Here is a 20,006-nt window from a genome sequence, read left to right as displayed (position 1 = left end):
TGGCTTTGCCGCCAATGTCGAATCAGCGAATGGAAGGTGTTAAATGTCGGATTTCCAGTCTCACGTCATACCGGCACTGGCCAAAGGCAGAAGAAAGAGCCTTGGTGCCAGCGCCCAGCAGTTGGTGGCGTTTTCGCCGCTGCTGGAAGGCGGCTCTATGCCCTTGCTGTGTCGCCCGACCGTACCCGGCGTGGGCCTGGTGCAATGGGCCAGCGAAAACCGCGAACTGATCGAGCAACAGCTGGACAAGCACGCGGCGATTCTTTTTCGTGGTTTCGATGTACAGGACATTGAAACCTTCAACCGCTGTGTCGATGTGATCTCCGGCGGCGCGCTCGAATATTTGTTCCGGGCTTCGCCACGTACCCAGATTACCCGCAAGTTGAATGTCTACAGCTCCACAGACTACCCGGCGGTGGAGAAGATCTTCCCGCACAACGAGCACTCCTATTCGCCAGTCTTTCCCTTGCACCTGTATTTCTACTGTGACCTGGCGTCACAGACCGGGGGCGAGACGCCCTTGGGTGATACACGGCTGATTCTCGATCGGATCGATCCTCAGGTGCGTGAAGCGTTTGCCCGCAAAGGCGTGCTGTATGTGCGCAACTATGGGGATGGCATGGGCTTGCCGTGGCAGACCGTGTTCCAGACCGAAGACCGCGAGGCGGTTGAAGCCTACTGCCGCAAGATCGGCGTCGAGCCGCAGTGGAAGCCCGGTAACCGGCTGCGCACGCGCCAGCGCGGTCCGGCCATGGTCCGTCATCCGCGTACGGGCGAGACGGTCTGGTTCAATCACGCGACCTTTTTCAATGCGCTGACGCTGCCAGACAGTATCCGCACCAGCCTGCTGGCCGAGTTCGCGCCGATGGACCTGCCGCAGAACACCTTCTTCGGTGACGGCTCGGCAATCCCCGAGCACTACATCACCCACCTGCAACAAATCTATCGAGAGGTCATGGTCGAGTTCCCCTGGCAGCAGGGCGACGTGGTGATTCTCGACAACATTCTTACGGTTCACGCGCGCAACGAATACACCGGGCCGCGAAAAATACTCACTGCAATGGCTATCGCGCTGAACAGCGTCGATGTGGCAATTGGTTAAGGATTCCCCATGAACGCTCCAGTCGACCCTTCCGAAGTTTTCCAGGTTTCCGCCCAGCAAGCGTCCATTCTCGATGCCCAGCAAGCCCGCGGCACGATCCTCGGCGCCCAGCTGATCATGACGTTCGATGCCCCCATCGATCGCCAGCGGCTCGAGCAGGCGGCGATTGACCTGAGTGAACGGCACGAGATCCTGCGCACCGAGTACCGAAACATGCCGGGGATGAAACGTCCGGTTCAGGTGATTCATGCCCAGCCGCGCCTGTGCCTGCTGTCGGTGGCGCCGGGCACCTTCGAACAGGCGGGTCCAGCGTGCCTGGCGCAGTTGGCAAGCCACAGCCTGGTGCTGGGCCTGGGCAGTGGCGAGGATGCACACCGCTTACGAGTCGCTGCGCCCCTGGCGAGCCTGGATGAGGTTGCCCTGGGTTTGCTGGAGGAGCAATTGCGCGCGCTCTACCAGGGGCAGTCGCTGGCCCCCTTCGACGGGTTGCAATACGCCGACTACGCCGATTGGCAGACCGGTCTTGCGCAGGAGGACATCGGCCGCAAGGGGGGCGAGTTCTGGCGCAATCTGTACCGCGACATGCAGGTCGACTCGCGTCTGCCTTATGAACGGCTCACCCCGTTCATGGGGGCATTGCAGCAACACGAGCAGCATTTGCCAGCGGTAGTGCCGGCGCTGCGCACCCTGCGCCAGCAATGGCGACTGGACTCGGACGCAGCATCACTGCTGTTGCTCTGGGGGCTATTCGTCGGTCGCCTGAGTGGCCGCGAGCATTGGCTGGTGGCCTGCGCAATGAGCGGGCGCAACGAGCAGTTACACTCTACCCTGGGGCACCTGGCCTGGCGTTTGCCGGTTGCCTTCAGTCGCCAGGCTGATCTGTCCGTGGACGGCTACGCCGAGCACTTTGCCGCGCAGCTGCAGTTGAGCCAGTCCTGGCAGGACTGCTTCAACGAACTGGACATGCTCGGTGGCCAGGGCGCGGGGCTGGACTTCGGTTTTTCCTGGGCTGATCAGCCGCTTGAGGGGGCCCGGCTGGATCGCCCCAGCCTGGAAAAACTCCACCTGCAGGTAGCTCCCAGCGGTGATGATCTGCTGTTGCGCCTGCTGTCGCCGGCCGGCTCGTTCAGCGCCGAACTGGGCCGCGCCTGGCTGGCTCAGTTTGCTGAGTTCGTCACTCAAGCCGTGGCTGACCCCCGGCAAGCAGCACAAAAGGTTGCCCTGGTGGATGCCGCCCAGGCCCGACCGTTGCAGCAGGCACTGGATCGCAGTCTGTCGCTGGGCGAGAGCGCCAGCCGCCAGTTGCACCAGTTGTTCGAGCGCCACGCGCAGCAGCATCCCGAACGGACAGCGATCCAGATCGGCGAGCAGCAGGTCAGTTATGCCCAGCTTGAGCGCCGTGCCAACCAGCTGGCCCGCGTCCTGAACCAGCGCGGAATCGGCCGTGAGGCGATTGTTGGCGTCTACGGCGCACGTTCGGTGGAAATCGTCGTGGCGTTGCTGGCTATCCTCAAGGCGGGAGCGGCGTACCTGCCGCTGGACCCGCAGTATCCGGCGCAGCGCCTGGCCTTCATGCTCGAGGACGCTGGGGTAGAGTGCCTGATTGCCTTGCAGGCGCTTGATCCGGCTATCGCCATGCCGGCGACGACAACCCTGCTCAGCCTGGATGACGAGGCGCTCGCTCAGGTCGATGACAGCCCGCTGGCCAGTTGCGGCGAGGCGGATGACCTGGCGTACGTGATCTACACCTCAGGCTCCACCGGCACACCCAAGGGGGTGATGGTCAGCCACGCCAATGCGCTGGCCTCGACCCAGGCGCGGGTGCAGTTCTATCAGCAGCCGGTGCAACGCTTCCTGATGCTCTCGTCGTTCTCGTTCGACAGCTCCGTGGCGGGGATTTTCTGGTCCCTGGGGCAGGGCGGCAGCCTGTGCCTGCCGCTTGAGCAGGCGCACAAGGACCCTCAAGCCATTGCCCAACTGATAGAGCGCCAGGCCATCTCGCACTTTCTCGCCCTGCCGTCGCTGCACGCCCAGGTGCTTGAGCATCTGCAGGCGGCGCCCGCGTTGCGTTGCGCCATTGTTGCCGGCGAGGTCTGTCCTCCCGAGCTGCTGCGCCGCCACCGCCAGGCACTGCCGGGGGTAACGCTGGTCAACGAATACGGGCCCTCGGAGAGCACTGTCTGGTGCTGCGCCTACCAGGTGGCGCCAGAGGATCGCGTTGATCACGAACTGCGCGTCGCCATCGGTGAGCCCATTGCCGGCACTCGCCTGTATGTTCTTGATGATCAACAGCGCTGGGCGGGGGTTGCCCAGGAGGGTGAGTTGTACGTTGCCGGTGCCGGGCTTAGCCGGGGATATCTCAACAGGCCCGGGCTGACGGCCAGCCGCTTCGTTCCGGATCCGTTCGCCAGCGAGCCGGGCCAGCGCTGTTATCGCACCGGCGACCTTGCCTGTGTGCGCGCCGACGGCCTGGTCGATTACCTCGGTCGGCTGGATCATCAATTGAAAATTCGTGGCCACCGCATCGAGCTGGGTGAGATCGAAGCTCTGCTGGGTTCGCAGGAGGGCGTGCGCGAGGCCGTGGCCATCGCCCGCGACACCGCCGCCGGCAAGCAACTGGTGGCTTATGTGGTGTTGGCCGCCATGGCCGATGCGCAGCCGCGGACCGTGCAATTGCTGGGACTGTTGCGAGAGCAGTTGCCTGACTACATGGTGCCCTCGACGTTGCAGGCGGTGCAAAGCCTGCCCCGTACCCCCAATGGCAAGCTTGACCGGACCGCCCTGGCTGCGCGGGCATTGGACGGTGTTGCCTACGTCGCGCCGGGCAATGAGCTCGAGCAATTGTTGGCCGAGGTCTGGCAGGAGGCTTTGCAACTGGAGCGGGTGGGTATCAACGACAACTTCTTTGCCCTGGGCGGGCATTCGTTGCTGGCCACGCGGATTCGTTCTCAGGTTCAGGCGCGGCTCAATGTCACCTTGCCGCTCAAGGTGTTCTTCGAGGGCGAAACCGTGGAGCTGCTGGCCCGGCAGATCGAGATGCACCGTGACGAGGCGGTCAGCGAAGACAAGGTCCAGGCGCTCGAAGCGCTGTTTGCCGAGGCTCAGGAGCAATGAGCATGCTTGAGCAACGAATGCTGGCGCTGGCTGAGCGCTTCACCCGTTTTTCCGCTGCTGAACGGCGCGCCTTGCAGGCGCGCATGCTTGAGCAAGGCCTGTCGCTGGAAAGCCTGCCGATTCCCCGGCGCGAAGACCCCAGCGAGGCGACGCCCGCCTCGCATGCCCAGCAACGGATGTGGTTTCTCTGGCAACTGGAGCCGGACTCCACGGCCTATAACCAACTGGCCGTGCTGCGCTTGCGCGGACAGTTGAATGTCGAAAGCCTGCGGCAAAGCTTCGAGGCGCTGGTGACCCGCCATGAAGTCCTGCGCACCCGTTTTGTGCTGCAGGACGGCCAGGTGTTGCAGCAGGTCGAGGCCGTTGCGCGCTTTGAACTGCAACTGCTCGACTTTAGCGGCGAGAACGGCCAGGCACTGGCGGATCAGGAGATTGAACGCCAGGCCCGGCAAGCCTTCGACCTGGAGCAGGGGCCGTTGCTGCGGGCCACGCTGCTCAGGCTGGATGCCGAGCAACATGTGCTGTTGTTCTGCACCCATCACATCGTTTGTGATGCCTGGTCCCTGCCGATTCTGGTCGAAGAAGTGACCCACGGCTATGCGCGCCTGGTCGCGGACGCCGAGCAGGCCGTACCCGCGCCGTTGGCCGTGCAGTATGCCGACCATGCACGTTGGCAGCGCCTGTGGCTGGACGCCGGTGAAGCGCAACGGCAGCTGGCGTACTGGAAAGCCAACCTTGGAGAGGAGGCGGTCAACCTCGAGCTGCCCCTCGATTACCCACGCCCGGCGTCGCGCAGTGCACGTGGCGCACGGGTGCCGATTGCCTTGTCCGAGAGCGTTTCGCAAGCGGTGCGCGCATTCGCCGCGAGCATGGGCGCGACGCCGTTCATGGTGCTGCTGGCATCGTTTCAGGCGGTGCTGCATCGCTACAGCGGCGCATCGGATATCCGCATTGGCACGCCGATCGCCAATAGGACACGGGCCGAGGTCGAGCCGCTGATCGGTTTCTTCGTCAATACCCAGGTACTGCGGGCACAGGTCGATGGGCAGATGTCGTTCGTCGAGCTGGTGCAGCAGGCCAAGCAGCGCGTGCTCGAGGCCCAGGCCCATCAGGACCTGCCGTTCGAGCACCTGGTCGATGCCTTGCAGCCGCAGCGCAGCCTGAACCAGAGCCCGCTGTTCCAGGTGATGTTCAACCACCAGGTGGCGCAACCGGCGGTTGACCAGTGGCGCCTGCCGGGATTGACCGTCGAGGCGCTCGATCGAGGCAGCGACACGGTGCGTTTCGATCTGACCCTCAACACCGAGGACCAGGGCGGGGTGCTCAAGGCGTCGCTGGCCTATGCCTGTGACCTGTTCGAGCCAGCCACCATCGAGCGGCTCGGCGAGCACTGGCGTTACCTGCTTGAGCGCTGCCTTGCCGAGCCGCACCAGCGCCTGGCGGAACAGTCGCTGTTCGACGATACCCAGACTCGTCAGTTGCTCGACGCCTGCAATGACCCGCAAGCCAGCGTCCCGGCTTGCCTGCTGAGCCTGATCGCCGAGCAGGTCGCAACCCGGCCCCAGGCAACCGCGCTGGTGTTTGCCGAGGCGACCTTGAGTTATGCGCAGCTCGACGCCCAGGCCAACCGGCTGGCCCAGCGCCTGCGGGCGTCGGGGGTTGGGCCGGACGTTCTGGTGGGCATCGCCGTCGAGCGTTCGATGGCGTTGGTCGTGGCCGTGCTTGCCGTGCTCAAGGCCGGTGGCGCCTATGTACCGCTGGACCCTGAGTATCCGCGCGAGCGCCTGGCCTACATGATCGAGGACAGCGGTATTGCCCTGCTGCTGAGCCAGGCGCCGGTGCTCTCGCGCCTGCCCGCCGACCTGCCGTTGCCTGTGCAGTTGCTTGACGATCCGTCTCTGGCGCAGTGCAGCGACCAGCCTTTGCCGATTGTGCAGCAGGCCGAGAACCTCGCCTACCTGATCTATACCTCCGGTTCCACCGGCCGGCCGAAAGCGGCGGGTAATCGCTATGGGGCCTTGAGCGGGCGCTTGCAATGGATGCGCGATACCTATGCCATGAGCCCCGCAGACGCGGTGCTGCAGAAAACCTCAAGCAGTTTTGATGTCTCGGTCTGGGAGCTGTTGCTGCCGTTGACCTGTGGTGCGCCGGTGGTGCTGGCGCAACCGGGCGATCAGCGAGACCCGGAGCGTTTGCTGGCGCTGATCCAGGCTCATCAGGTCAGTACCTTGCACTTTGTTCCCTCGATGCTCCAGGCGTTCATTGAAACCCCTGGGCTTGAAGGCTGTACGTCGTTGCGCAATCTGTTCAGTGGGGGCGAGGCGTTGTCCCGCGAGCTGCAGCACAAGGTGCTGCAACGCCTGCCCCACGTAGCCTTGTACAACCGTTACGGGCCCGTGGAGGCGACCATCAATGCCAGCCACAGCCAACGCGCAACCGCCGGCGATACACGGGTAGGCATTGGCCGGCCGCTGGTTGATACCGCCTTGTATGTGCTCGGTGGCGGTCTTGAGGTGCTGGCCCCGGCGGCCATCGGTGAGCTGTACATCGGCGGCGCGGCGCTGGCGCGTGGTTATCACCGCCGCCCTGGGCTGACGGCCGAGCGCTTTGTCCCCGATCCGTTCGGCCGCAGCCCGGGCGCACGCCTGTACCGCAGCGGTGACCTGGTGCGGCGGGGGGCTGACGGCGAATTGCAGTTTGTTACCCGTATCGATCACCAGGTGAAGATCCGCGGCATGCGTGTCGAACTGGGGGAAATCGAGTCGCAGTTGCTGGCCCTGGTACCGGTGCGCGAAGCGGTGGTGCTGGCCGTAGACGGCAGCCTTGGCAAACAGCTGGTTGCCTACGTGGTCGCCGACGCTGGCACCCCGCCAAGCCAGCTGCGCGAGCAATTGCAGGCAGTGCTGCCGGACTACATGGTGCCCGCGCACGTGGTGCTGCTTGACCAACTGCCCGTGACGGCCAATGGCAAGCTCGACCGCATGGCCTTGCCGCAGCCCGGCCTGGAGCGCGCGCAGGAAGATTATCAGGCACCGGCCAATGAGCTGGAGCAGCGCATTGCAACGATCTGGGAGGCGGTGCTCAAGCGCCAGGCCATTGGTCGTCAGGACAACTTCTTCGAGCTCGGTGGCGACTCGATCATCTCCATTCAGGTGGTGAGCCGCGCACGCCAGGCCGGCATTCATTTCACCCCGCGCGATCTGTTCCAGCAGCAGACTGTCCAGGGCCTGGCCAGTGTCGCCCGGCTGGGTGGCGTGCAGCGCTTCGAGCAAGCGCCGGTGGTCGGTGAGGTGCCATTGCTGCCGATTGCCCAGGCGTTTTTCGAGCAGTCACTGCAGGCCCCTGGGCACTGGAACCAATCGGTCCTGCTGCAACCGCGAGCGCCCTTGCAAGCCGAGCTGCTGGAGCAGGTGCTGCAAGCGCTGGTGGTGCATCACGATGCGCTGCGCTTGAACTTCCAGCGCCAGGCCGACGGTAGCTGGCAGGCCACCTACGGTGCGTTGACGCGCCTGCCAGCGGCATTGCTGTGGCAGGCTGACGTGGCGGATGAGCAGGCCCTGACCGCGCGCTGCAACGAGGTTCAGCGCAGTCTGGACTTGCAGCACGGGCCGCTGCTGCGCGGGTTGCTGGCAACCTTGGCCGATGGCTCGCAGCGGCTGCTGCTGGTGGTTCACCACCTGGCGGTCGATGGTGTGTCGTGGCGGCTGTTGCTCGAGGATATCCAGCAGGCATACCAGCAGCTGATGGCTGGCCAAGCGCTGCGCTTGCAGGACAAGACCAGTTCGCTCAAGGCCTGGAGCGAGCGTTTGCAGGTGCGAGCCCGCGAGCGGCGCATGGACACCGAGCTGGCTTACTGGCGTGAGCAGTTGAGCTGCGCCAACGACTTGCCATGCCGTGACCCGCAGGCGAGCCTGTTGGCCAGTCACGCCCGCAGCGTCCAGACCCGGCTCGACAGCACCGTGACGCGCCAGTTGCTGCAACAGGCGCCTGCTGCCTACCGTACGCAGATCAACGACTTGCTGCTGACGGCCCTGGCCCGTGTCATCAGCCGTTGGACCGGCGACCGGCATACCTTGATCCGCCTGGAAGGCCACGGCCGTGAAGCGCTGTTTGACGATATCGATCTGAGCCGGACCCTGGGCTGGTTTACCAGCGTGTTTGCGCTGCGTCTGACGGCTTGCGACGACCTTGGGCAATCGATCAAGCAGATCAAGGAGCAACTGCGCCAGGTGCCTGACAAGGGCATCGGCTACGGTCTTCTGCGCTATCTGGCCGATGAGCCGACGCGCCTGCAGTTGCGTGGCCTGGCGCAACCGCGGATCACCTTCAACTACCTGGGGCAGTTCGATGCCAGTTTTGCCGATGGGCAAGGCCTGTTTGTCCCCAGTACCGAGGACAAGGGCGAGGAGCGCAGCCCGCAGGCACTGTTGAGCAACTGGCTGACCTTGAACGGCCAGGTCTACGCGGGCGAGCTCAGCCTGGAATGGACTTTCAGCGAGCAGATGTTCGAGCGCGCGCAGATGCAGGCGCTGGCCGATGAGTATGCCGACGAGCTGCGCAGCCTGATCAGCCATTGCTGTGATCCACGCCACCGTGGGGTTACCCCGTCCGACTTCGCGCTGGCGCGCTTGAGCCAGGCGCAACTGGACCGGCTGGCGTGCAATGGCGCGGATATCGAGGACCTCTATCCACTGTCGCCGATGCAGCAGGGCATGTTTTTCCACTCCCTCTATGAGCAGGGGTCGGGTGACTATATCAATCAGTTGCGCGTGGATATCCGCGGGCTGGATCTGCAGCGCTTCCGCGATGCCTGGCAGGCGTGCCTGCAGGCCCATGAAGTGCTGCGCAGTGGTTTTATCTGGCCTGACGATGCCGACAAACCTGTGCAAGTGGTGCTCAAACAGGTCGAGCTGCCGTTTGAGGTCCTTGACTGGCGCGGGCGGCCGGGCAGTGCCCAGGACCTGCAGGAACTGGCGGACACTGAGCGGGCACGGGGTTTCGAGTTGAGCTGCGCGCCATTGCTGCGTTTGCTGCTGGTGCGTAGCGGCGAGCATGACTATCACCTGATCCACACCAGTCATCACATCCTGATGGACGGCTGGAGCAGCTCGTTGCTGATGGGCGAAGTGCTCCAGCGTTACCAAGGGCACGCCGTGCCAGCGCGGCCTGGGCGTTATGCCGATTACATCGGCTGGTTGCAGGCGCAGGATGATGCGCGCAGCCGCGTGTTCTGGGAGGCGCAGTTGTCTGACCTCGCCGCGCCGACCCTGCTGGCACCAGCCCTGGCTGGCGCGCACGGGCAGGCCGCTAGCGGTCAGGGCCAGTACCAGGCGAGCCTGACGCCGGCGCAAAGCGCTCGCTTGAGCGAGTTTGCCCGGCAACAGAAAGTCACCCTCAATACCCTGGTACAGGCAGCCTGGCTGGTATTGCTGCAGCGCTATACCGGCCAGCCTTCCGTGGCATTGGGTGCCACGGTGGCGGGGCGGCCGGCGGAGCTTGCCGGCATCGAACAGCAGGTTGGCCTGTTCATCAACACCCTGCCGGTCATTGCCAGCCCGGCTGCAGAGCTCAGCGTCGGGCACTGGCTGCAACAGGTCCAGGCGCAGAACGTGGCGCTGCGTGAACATGAGCAGGTGCCGCTGGCCGATATTCAGCGGTGGGCTGGACGGGCGGGCGAGCCGCTGTTCGACAGCATCCTGGTGTTCGAGAACTATCCTATTGCCGATGCGCTGCAACAAGGTGCGCCTGAAGGGCTGCAGTTCGGCGAGGTGCAGATGCAGGAGCAGACGCACTTTGCGCTGACCCTTGCGGTGGGGCTCGGCGAGGTGCTGACCTTGCAGTTCAGCTACGACCGGGCGCTGTGCGATGACACTGCGGTGACGAACCTGTGCGGCCATCTGACCCAACTGCTGCAAGGCTTTGTCGAGCAGGTCGATCAGCCGCTTGGCCAGTTGCCGATGCTGGGTGAATGCGCGCAACGCCAGGTTATCGACGGCTGGAACCATACCGCGCAGCACTATGCCGACTCGCGCTGCGTGCACCAGGTGATTGCCGACCAGGCCCAGCGCACGCCCGCGGCCACTGCCCTGGTCTTCGCCGGTCAGGCCATGTCCTACGCGGCGCTGGAGCTGCAGGCCAACCAATGGGCCCAGCGCCTGGTTGGCGCAGGCGTGGGCCCGGAGGTGCTGGTCGGCATCGCTGCCGAACGCAGCCTGGAAATGGTCGTCGGCTTGCTGGCGGTGCTCAAGGCCGGCGGCGCTTATGTGCCGCTGGACCCCGATTACCCCGCCGAACGCCTGAGCTACATGATCGAGGACAGCGGTATCGGGCTGTTGCTGACCCAGTCGGCACTGCTCGAGCGCTTGAGTCTGCCGGGCAGTCTGCAGACCTTGCTGCTGGACCAGCCCGAGGCACTGACACCCGCCCAGGGCATGGCGCCAGTGCCGTGCACGCCTGATGCGCAGAACCTGGCCTACGTGATCTATACCTCAGGCTCGACCGGCAAGCCCAAGGGCGCCGGTAACCGCCATGTGGCCCTGAGCAACCGCCTTAACTGGATGCAACAGGCTTACGGCCTGACACCTGACGATGTTGTGCTGCAGAAGACCCCGTTCAGTTTCGACGTCTCGGTCTGGGAGTTCTTCTGGCCGCTGATGTTCGGTGCCCGCCTGGTCATTGCCGAGCCCGGCGATCATCGGGATCCTGCAAGGCTGGTTGCTTTGATCCGCAACCAGGGCGTCAGCACCCTGCATTTTGTGCCGTCCATGTTGCAGGCGTTCATGCAGGACGAGGCGGTGGCCTGTTGTACCTCGCTCAAGCGGATAGTCTGCAGTGGCGAAGCACTGCCGGTGGATGCCCAGGCGCAAGTTTTTGCCCAGTTGCCCGGTGCGGCGCTTTACAACCTGTATGGGCCGACTGAAGCGGCCATCGACGTCACCCACTGGACCTGCCGGGAAGAGCCGGGGGACAGCGTGCCGATCGGTGAGCCGATCGCCAACCTGCAAACCTGGATTCTCGATGCGAGCCTGCAATTGCTGCCGGCGGGGGTGATAGGCGAGCTGTACCTTGGCGGCGAAGGCCTGGCCAGGGGATATCATCTGCGTCCAGGACTGACCGCCGAGCGTTTCGTCGCCAGCCCGTTCGACGCTGCTCAGCGCCTGTACCGCACCGGTGACCTGGCGCGCTACCGTGCCGATGGGGTGATCGAATATGCCGGTCGCATCGACCACCAGGTAAAAATTCGCGGGCTGCGTATCGAGCTGGGCGAAATCGAGGCACGCCTGGTCGAACACGCGTCGGTTCGCGAGGCCGCGGTGCTGGCGGTGGGCGACAACGCCGCCCAACGCCTGGTGGCCTATGTAGTACCGAGCGCGGACTTTGCCAGCGCCCAGGCCGAGCAAGGCGCCTGGCGCCAGGCGCTGGACCAGCACTTGAAGGCAAACCTGCCCGACTACATGGTGCCCGCTCGCATCCAGTTGATCGAGCGGATGCCACTCAGCCCCAACGGCAAACTGGAGCGCAAGGCCCTGCCTGCACCTGACCTGGAACCGAGCCAGCAGTACGTGGCACCAGTGGCGGAGCTGGAGCGGCAGATTGCCCAGATCTGGCAAAGCGTGCTCAAGTGCGAGCGCGTCGGTTTGACCGACAACTTTTTCGAATTGGGCGGTGACTCGATCATTTCTATCCAGGTGGTCAGCCGCGCGCGTCAGGCGGGTATCCATTTCACTCCCAAACAGCTGTTCCAGCATCAGACCGTGCAAAGCCTGGCGGCGGTTGCGGCAACCGGCGCCGCGGCCCTTGAGATCGATCAGGGGCCAGCCAGCGGGCGGGTGCAGTTGCTGCCGATCCAGGCGCAGTTCTTCGAACAAGACATGCAGACACGCCAGCACTGGAACCAGTCGGTGCTGCTCAAGCCCGCCGAACGCCTGCAGGCGCCAGCACTGGAGCAGGCCCTGCAAGCGCTGGTGCAGCATCATGACGCGTTGCGCCTGAACTTCAGCGCGGCAGACGGGCAATGGCGGGCCGATTACCGCAGCCTGCAACAACAGGCGCAGCACTGGCGGCGCGAAGGGCTGCTGTGGCAGGCAAGCGTGCACGACCAAAGCGAACTGGCCGCAGCCTGTGAACGGGCCCAGTGCAGCCTCGACCTTGCACAGGGGCCGCTGCTCAGAGCGTTGCTGCTCGACCTGCCTGACCAGCAGCAACGCTTGCTGCTGGTCATCCACCACCTGGTGGTGGACGGGGTTTCCTGGCGCATCCTCTTTGAGGACCTGCAGGCAGCCTACGCCAGTGCCCTGGCGGGCACGCCCGGCAACCTGCCGGCCAAGACCAGTTCGGTCCAGGCCTGGGCGGCACGCTTGCAGCGTTATGCCCAAAGCGAGGCCGTGCGCGGGCAGGTCGACTACTGGCAGGCGCAATTGTCGGTGGCGGGCAGTGCGCTACCCTGCGACGATCCGGACGCCAGCCTGCATAGCCGTTACGCCCACAGCGTGGTCACTCGCCTGGATGCCGGGCTCACCCGGCAATTGCTGCAAGTGGCGCCGAATGCTTACCGGACGCAGGTCAACGATGTGCTCCTGGCGGCGCTGGCGCGGGTCATTGCGCGCTGGAGCGGGCAGGCCGATACGCTGATCCAGCTGGAAGGGCATGGCCGCGAAGATCTCTTCGATGACATTGACCTGACCCGGTCGGTTGGCTGGTTCACCAGCCTGTTCCCGGTGCGCCTGAGTGCCCGTGATGACCTGGGTACGACCCTGAAAACCGTCAAGGAGCAGTTGCGCGCGATCCCCGACAAAGGGCTGGGCTATGGCGTGCTCGGCCATTTTGCTGAACCAGGCGATCGCGCCCGGCTCACAGGGCTGGCGGTGCCGCGCATCACGTTCAACTACCTGGGCCAGTTCGACAGCAGTTTCACCGACGACGCGGCACTGTTCACCCCGACTGGCGAGGCGCGGGGGGCCGAGCAGGGCGCTGATGTTCCACTGGCCAACTGGTTGATGCTCAATGGCCGGGTGTTTGATGGCGAGCTGAGTATCGGCTGGACGTTCAGCACGCAAATGTTCGCTGCCTCGACGGTGCAGCGCCTGGCCGATGACTATGAGCAGGAACTGGCAGCGCTGGTCGCCCATTGCTGTGACCCACGCAGCCAGGGCGCCACGCCATCGGACTTTGCCCTGGCGCAACTGACTCAGGCACAGCTCGATCAGTTGGACCTGAGCGCAGTCGAAGACCTCTATCCGCTGTCACCGATGCAGCAAGGTATGTTGTTCCATGCCCTCGATGGTCGCGAGCAGGGCAGTTACGTCAACCAGATGAGCGTCGAGGTTTTCGGCCTCGATGTAGAGGCTTTTGCCGCCGCCTGGCAGGCCACTGTGCAGGCCCACGACATCCTGCGAACCCGTTTCATCTGGCAGGGCGTTGGCGCACGTCCCTTGCAGGCAGTGCAAGCATCGGTGGAGGTGCCCTTTACCGTTCTTGACTGGCGTCAGCGTGCCGACCTGGACGAGGCGCTGGGCGCGCTGGCGGCCAGTGAGCGCAAGCGCGGTTTCGACCTGGGCTGCGCGCCGCTGCTGCGCCTGCATGTGGTGCACTGCGACGGGCAACGCTACCAGCTGATCTACACCAGCCACCATATCCTTATGGACGGTTGGAGCAATTCACAACTGATGGGGGAGGTGCTGCAACGCTATCGTGGCGAGCAACCGGCTGCGCTGCACGGCCGTTACCGTGACTATATCCAGTGGCTGCAGGCTCAGGACGAGCAGGCCAGTGAAGCGTTCTGGAAAGCGCAACTGCAGGACCTGGTCGGCCCAACCCGGCTGGCCGCAAGCACGGCACATGACGCTGGCAACCGCCACCAGCGCGAGTACCGGCACGTGCTGGAAGGCTCGCGCAGCCAACGCTTGCATGGGTTTGCCCGCGAGCAGAAGGTGACCTTCAACACCCTGGTTCAGGCCGCCTGGGCACTCTTGCTGCAGAGTTATAGCGGCCAGCAAACGGTCGTGTTCGGTGCCACGGTAGCCGGGCGTCCGGTCGAACTGCCTGATGCCGAACGGCAGATGGGGTTGTTCATCAATACCCTGCCGGTTGCCACCACGCCGCGCCCGGAGCAAAGCGTCGGCAGCTTCCTGCAGGCGCTACAGGCGAAAAACCTGAGCCTGCGCGAGCATGAACATACCCCGCTGTTCGACATTCAACGCTGGGCCGGACACAGCGCTGAATCGCTGTTCGACAACATTCTGGTGTTCGAGAACTACCCGGTGTCGCAGGCCCTGGAGCAGGGCGCAACCCAGGACTTGCGTTTCGGCCGGCTCAACAGCCACGAGCAAACGCACTACCCGCTGACCTTGCTGGTTTCGACGGGCGAGGAACTGGTGCTGCAGTTCAACTATGCCTGCGCGTTGTTCAGCGATGCCCAGATCGAGCGTCTCGCCAGCCACCTGGACAACCTGCTCGAGCAACTCTGCCAGGCGCCGCAACGGGTCCTCGGCGAGTTGGACATGCTAACCGGCAACGAGCGCGGGCTGCTGCTCGAAACCTGCAACAGCAATACCCTGGCCTTTGCTCACCAGCGCTGTATCCATCAGCATATCGAAGCGCAGGCCGCGCGCAGGGCTGACGCAACGGCATTGATCGACGGTCAGGCGCACATCAGTTATGCCCAGTTGAACCAGCGGGCCAATCTTCTGGCCTGTGCCTTGATCGAGCTTGGCGTGGGCCCCGAGGTGCGGGTCGGCGTGGCGATGCCGCGCTCGAGTGAAATGCTGGTGGCCTTGCTGGCGGTGCTCAAGGCAGGTGGTGCGTATGTGCCGCTGGACCCCGACTACCCGGCCGAGCGTGTGGCCTACATGCTTGAAGACAGTCGCGCCCGCGTCCTGCTGAGCCAGCAGCAGGTGCTGGAGCACCTCAGCGTGCCCGCCAGCGTTCAGGTCGTGCCGGTGGAGCGTGGCTATGGCGAGCAGGCGGCGACCACGCCTGGCAACCCGCAGACAGCGGTCTCGGCGCAGAACCTGGCGTATGTCATCTATACCTCCGGCTCCACCGGCAAACCCAAGGGCGTGGCGATTACCCATCGCAACGTCGGCGCACTGATTCAGTGGTCGCAGCAGGTTTACAGCCAGGAAGATATCCAGGGTGTGCTGGCGTCGACGTCGATCTGCTTCGACCTGTCGGTGTGGGAGCTGTTCGTCACCCTGGCCAATGGCGGTCAGGTGATCATGGCGCGCAATGCCCTGGAGCTACCGACGCTGGCGGCCCGCGAGCGGGTACGTTTGCTCAACAGTGTGCCCTCGGCAGTCGCGGCCCTGCAGCGTGCCGGGCAGATTCCGCCGGGCGTGCGCATCGTCAACCTGGCCGGCGAGCCGCTCAGGCAGGCGCTGGTGGAGCAGCTGTATGCCAGCGGCACCATCGAGCACGTCTACGACCTGTACGGACCGTCGGAAGACACCACCTACTCGACCTGGACGCGCCGTCACCCTGGCGGCACACCGAGTATCGGCCGGCCGTTGGCCAACACCCGCGCCTACGTCGTCGATGGCCGCTTGCAGCCGACCGCCCTTGGGGTGGCCGGTGAGTTGCTGCTGGCCGGCGACGGGGTTACCCGTGGCTACCTGCTGCGCCCGGGTCTTACCGCCGAGAAATTCGTGCCGGATCCCTTCGGCGTGCCCGGCGCCCGCCTGTACCGCAGCGGTGACCTGGTGCGCTACCGCGACGACGGCGAGCTTGAGTACATCGGCCGCCTGGATCATCAGGTCAAGATCCGCGGGTTCCGCATCGAGCTGGGCGAAGTCGAAGCACGCCTGCAGGCCCTGGCCCAGGTGCGCGAGGCTGCGGTGCTGGCGCTGCAGGGGGCGCGGGGCGCGCACCTGGTGGCCTACCTGGTGGTGGATGGCGACCTCGCGCCAAGCGCCTACGCCCAGGCCGGCGAAGCCATCAGGCACGCGCTGCGAGCCGACCTGCCCGACTACATGATTCCAGCCCACGTGCTGTTCCTTGAACAGTTGCCGCTGACCCCCAACGGCAAACTTGACCGCAAGGCGCTGCCGGCAGTCGACAGCCAGGTTGGCAGCAGCGAATTCATTGCGCCAAGCACTGAGCTGGCCTGCCAGGTGGCGCAGATCTGGCAGCAGGTGCTGCAGGTCGAGCGGATTGGCATGAACGATAACTTCTTCGAGATGGGCGGTCACTCCTTGCTGGTGGTGAGCGTCGTGTCGCGAATTCAACTTGAGCTTGGTATGAAACTGACAGCGCAAACGGTTTTTCAATTCCCGGTCCTCGGCGCCTTGGTCGCCGAGCTGGAACAGAGCGGGTCTTCGCTGAACAGTGACAAACTCAGCAGGCTCGATGCGTTGCTCGACGAAATGGAGGCCATCTGATGGATCAGCAGGTCGCCTTGAAGATTGCTCAGCGTTTCATTCTTCTGCCGCTGGAAAAACGCCGGCTGTACCTGGAAAAAATGCAGGCAGAGGGCATCTCGCCCGCCAACCTGCCGATACCGCGGGTGAGCGATGAGTTCGAACAGCTGCCACTGTCTTTTGCCCAGGAGCGCCAGTGGTTTCTCTGGCAACTGGACCCTGACAGCGCCGCCTACCACATCCCCACCGCGCTGCGTCTACGTGGCCCGCTGGACATCGCCAGCCTGCAGCAGGCCTTCGACCTGCTGGGCGCGCGGCATGCCACATTGCGCACGCGGTTTGTCCAGAACGCCCAAGGGGGCACTTGCCAGGTCATTGATGCCCAGGCCAATTTGCGCATTGCGGTGCAGCCGTTGAGTGTGCCGCCGGGGCGGTCGGCCGAGCAGGCGCTCAGGCAGTTCATCAGCGCCGAAACCGCGCAGCTGTTTGACTTGCGCCAGGGGCCCTTGTTGCGGATCAAGCTGCTGACCCTGGGCAACGACGATCACGTGCTGGTGCTGACCCAGCATCACATCGTCTCGGATGCGCGCTCCATGCAGGTCATGGTCGAGGAGCTGGTGGCCCTGTACAGCGCCCGCTTGCAAGGACAGCCTTGCAGCCTGCCGGCAGTGGCGCTGCAGTACAGTGACTATGCGATCTGGCAGCGCCACTGGATGCAAGCGGGTGAGCGCGAACGCCAATTGGCCTACTGGCTTGAGCAACTGGGCGATCAGCAGCCGGTGCTGGCGCTGCCCACCGACCGGCCGCGCCCGGCCAGCAGGAGCTTTCGCGGTGCACGTGTGGAGATACAGCTGGACAGCGACCTGAGCCAGGCATTGCAAGGGCTGGCGCGGCAACAGGGTGCAACGCTGTTCATGCTGCTACTGGCATCGTTCCAGGCGCTGCTGGCGCGCTATAGCGGCGAGCGGGATATTCGCGTCGGAGTACCGGTGGCCAACCGCAACCGCCCGGAAACCGAGCGCTTGATCGGCTTTTTCGTCAATACCCAGGTACTGCGTGCCGAGGTTGACGGGCACCTGCGTTTCAGTGAGCTGCTGGCCCAGGTTCGCGAGCGGGCGCTGGGCGCCCAGGCGCACCAGGACCTGCCCTTCGAACAACTGGTCGAAGCCCTGCACCCGGAGCGCAGCCTGAGCCATAGCCCGTTGTTCCAGGTGATGTTCAATCACCGCAGCGATACCCCGGGCGCGGCGCCTCAGGCCGCGCTGGCCCTGCAGGTCGAGGCGGTTGGCCAGGACAGCCAGGATGCACAGTTCGACCTCACCCTGACCACCCATGAATCCGCGCAAGGCATTGGCGCCAGCCTCAACTACGCTACGGACCTGTTCGACGCGGCCACCATCGAGCGGATGCTCGGGCATTGGCAAGCGCTGCTGCGGGCGGTGGCCGCTGACCCGCAGGCACGTCTGGGCCAGCTGGCGTTGCTCGACCCGGCGCAACAGCAGTCAACGCTGCGCTGCTGGAACCCGGCGCCGCAACAGTTCCCTGTGCGCCACTGCATCCATGAACTGTTCGAAGCCCAGGTCGAACGCAACCCGGATGCGCTGGCGGTGTCGTGCGGTGAGCAGCGCTTGACCTACGGCCAGCTCAACAACCGCGCCAACCAGCTGGCCCATCGGCTGATTGCCATAGGGGTGGGGGCCGATGTCCGGGTGGGCCTGGCGGCGACCCGCGACCTGCCGATGATCGTCGGCCTGCTGGCCATCCTCAAGGCCGGTGGCGCCTACGTTCCGCTCGACCCCAACTACCCGCAGGACCGCCTGGCCTACATGATGCAGGACAGCGGCATGTCGATGTTGCTGGCGCAGGAGCAATTGCTGGCGCAGCTGCCGGTGCCGGAAGGCGTACCAACCCTGCTGCTGGACGTGGCGGATGACGGTGATTGCAGCAACCCGCAGCTCAAGCTCGACCCGGACAACCTGGCCTATGTGATCTACACCTCGGGCTCGACCGGGCTACCCAAGGGCACCTTGCTGGCGCATGCCAACGTCGTGCGTCTGTTCGCGGCCACCGAGCAGTGGTTCGCCTTCAACAGTGCCGATGTGTGGAGCCTGTTTCACTCATTCGCCTTCGATTTCTCGGTGTGGGAAATCTTTGGTGCCTTGCTGCACGGCGGCCGGCTGGTCATGGTCGACCAGGACACTGCCCGCTCGCCCGAGGCGTTCCTGGCGCTGCTGCAGCGCGAGCGGGTCACGGTGCTCAACCAGACCCCCTCGGCGTTCAAGGTGCTGGCCCAGGTTGCCTGCGCCGCGCCCGCCGGGACGCTGGACCTGGCCTTGCGCTATGTGGTGTTTGGCGGCGAAAACCTCGAGGTCAGCAGCCTGGCGCCGTGGTTCGAGCGCTTTGGTGACGAGGCACCGCGCCTGATCAACATGTATGGCATCACCGAGACCACGGTGCACGTGACCTATCGACCGTTGTCCAGGGCTGATCTGGGCAGTGCCCAGGGCAGCCCCATTGGCGAACCGATTGGCGACTTGTCCTGGTACGTGCTCGATGGCGACCTCAACCCGGTACCTCACGGCTGTGTGGGTGAGTTGTATGTCGGGCGCGCGGGGCTGGCCCGTGGCTATTTGAATCGCGGTGGTTTGAGTGCCAGCCGCTTTGTTCCCGATCCGTTCGGCAACCCCGGCGGGCGTCTCTATCGCACTGGAGACCTGGCGCGCTTCACCGCCAGCGGCACGGTCGAGTATGCCGGGCGTGCCGACCACCAGGTGAAGATCCGAGGTTTTCGCATTGAGCTGGGCGAGGTCCAGGAGCGTTTGCAAGCCCTGGCAGAGGTCGACCAGGCCCTGGTGCTGGCGCACCAGGGCGTGGCCGGGCAACAACTGGTGGCCTACCTGATCGCTTCGCGCGCGGACATCGCCCTGGCCAGCGCCGAGGATCAAGCTCAGGCCGTGGAGCGTTTGCGCGGCTTGTTGTTGCAGGCGCTGCCCGAGTACATGGTGCCGACCCACATGGTCTTCCTCGCGGCGTGGCCGTTGACCGCCAACGGCAAGCTTGATCGCAAGGCCCTGCCGACGCCGGGCCAATTGCAGGGATCACGCCGCTATCGCGCCCCGCAGAGCGCGCTCGAGTTGCAACTGGCAGCGGTCTGGCAAGAGGTACTGCAGGTGCCCCAGGTTGGCCTCGACGATGACTTCTTCAGCCTTGGCGGGCACTCGCTGCTGGCCACCCAGGTGATTGTCCGCATCCGTGAGCAGGTGAACCTCGAAGTGCCGTTGCGTGAATTGTTTCAGGCCCGCGACTTCAAGGCTTTCTGTGCGCTGGTGGCAACGCTTCAGGCGCAGAGCTCGCCGCTGGAAGACGAATTGGCTAAATCTCTGCAGGCCCTCAAACGTTTAACTGGAGATGAACTTGAAAAGCTAATTTCCTAATGA

At 64.6% G+C, this 20,006-nt stretch carries 4 protein-coding genes; all 4 read left to right on the top strand.

Annotation, left to right across the window (positions count from 1 at the left end; translation table 11 throughout):
* Window positions 1–43 precede the first annotated feature (43 nt).
* The 4 genes from ACIOVF_RS03135 to ACIOVF_RS03120 are packed head-to-tail and all read left to right on the top strand — an operon-like array spanning window position 44 to window position 20,003.
* Window positions 44–1,102, top strand: coding sequence for a TauD/TfdA family dioxygenase (locus ACIOVF_RS03135; protein WP_045194609.1), 1,059 nt, complete (start codon window positions 44–46; stop codon window positions 1,100–1,102).
* Between the two features lie 9 nt (window positions 1,103–1,111).
* Window positions 1,112–4,216: an amino acid adenylation domain-containing protein gene (locus ACIOVF_RS03130; protein ID WP_401287419.1), complete on the top strand. Its 3,105-nt coding sequence runs from the start codon at window positions 1,112–1,114 to the stop codon at window positions 4,214–4,216.
* Between the two features lie 2 nt (window positions 4,217–4,218).
* Complete coding sequence (locus ACIOVF_RS03125) at window positions 4,219–16,590, top strand: non-ribosomal peptide synthase/polyketide synthase (RefSeq protein ID WP_401287416.1); 12,372 nt, start codon at window positions 4,219–4,221, stop codon at window positions 16,588–16,590.
* Window positions 16,590–20,003, top strand: a complete 3,414-nt coding sequence (locus ACIOVF_RS03120; protein ID WP_401287413.1) for an amino acid adenylation domain-containing protein — start codon at window positions 16,590–16,592, stop codon at window positions 20,001–20,003. Before ACIOVF_RS03125 ends, ACIOVF_RS03120 begins: the two co-directional genes overlap by 1 nt.
* The last annotated feature ends 3 nt before the right edge of the window (window positions 20,004–20,006 follow it).

Origin of the sequence: Pseudomonas sp. NPDC087612 (assembly GCF_044743505.1) — a bacterium.
In the GTDB taxonomy this organism is placed as follows: Bacteria; Pseudomonadota; Gammaproteobacteria; order Pseudomonadales; family Pseudomonadaceae; genus Aquipseudomonas.
The sequence above is the reverse complement of the archived record's forward strand: the minus strand, read 5'-3'. Positions and strand labels throughout refer to the sequence as shown.

Excerpts from the sequence above, each read along its gene's own strand:
- ACIOVF_RS03135 (WP_045194609.1), top strand. The coding sequence starts at position 44 with ATGTCGGATTTCCAGTCTCACGTCATACCGGCACTGGCCAAAGGCAGA.
- ACIOVF_RS03130 (WP_401287419.1), top strand. The coding sequence starts at position 1,112 with ATGAACGCTCCAGTCGACCCTTCCGAAGTTTTCCAGGTTTCCGCCCAG.
- ACIOVF_RS03125 (WP_401287416.1), top strand. The coding sequence starts at position 4,219 with ATGCTTGAGCAACGAATGCTGGCGCTGGCTGAGCGCTTCACCCGTTTT.
- ACIOVF_RS03120 (WP_401287413.1), top strand. The coding sequence starts at position 16,590 with ATGGATCAGCAGGTCGCCTTGAAGATTGCTCAGCGTTTCATTCTTCTG.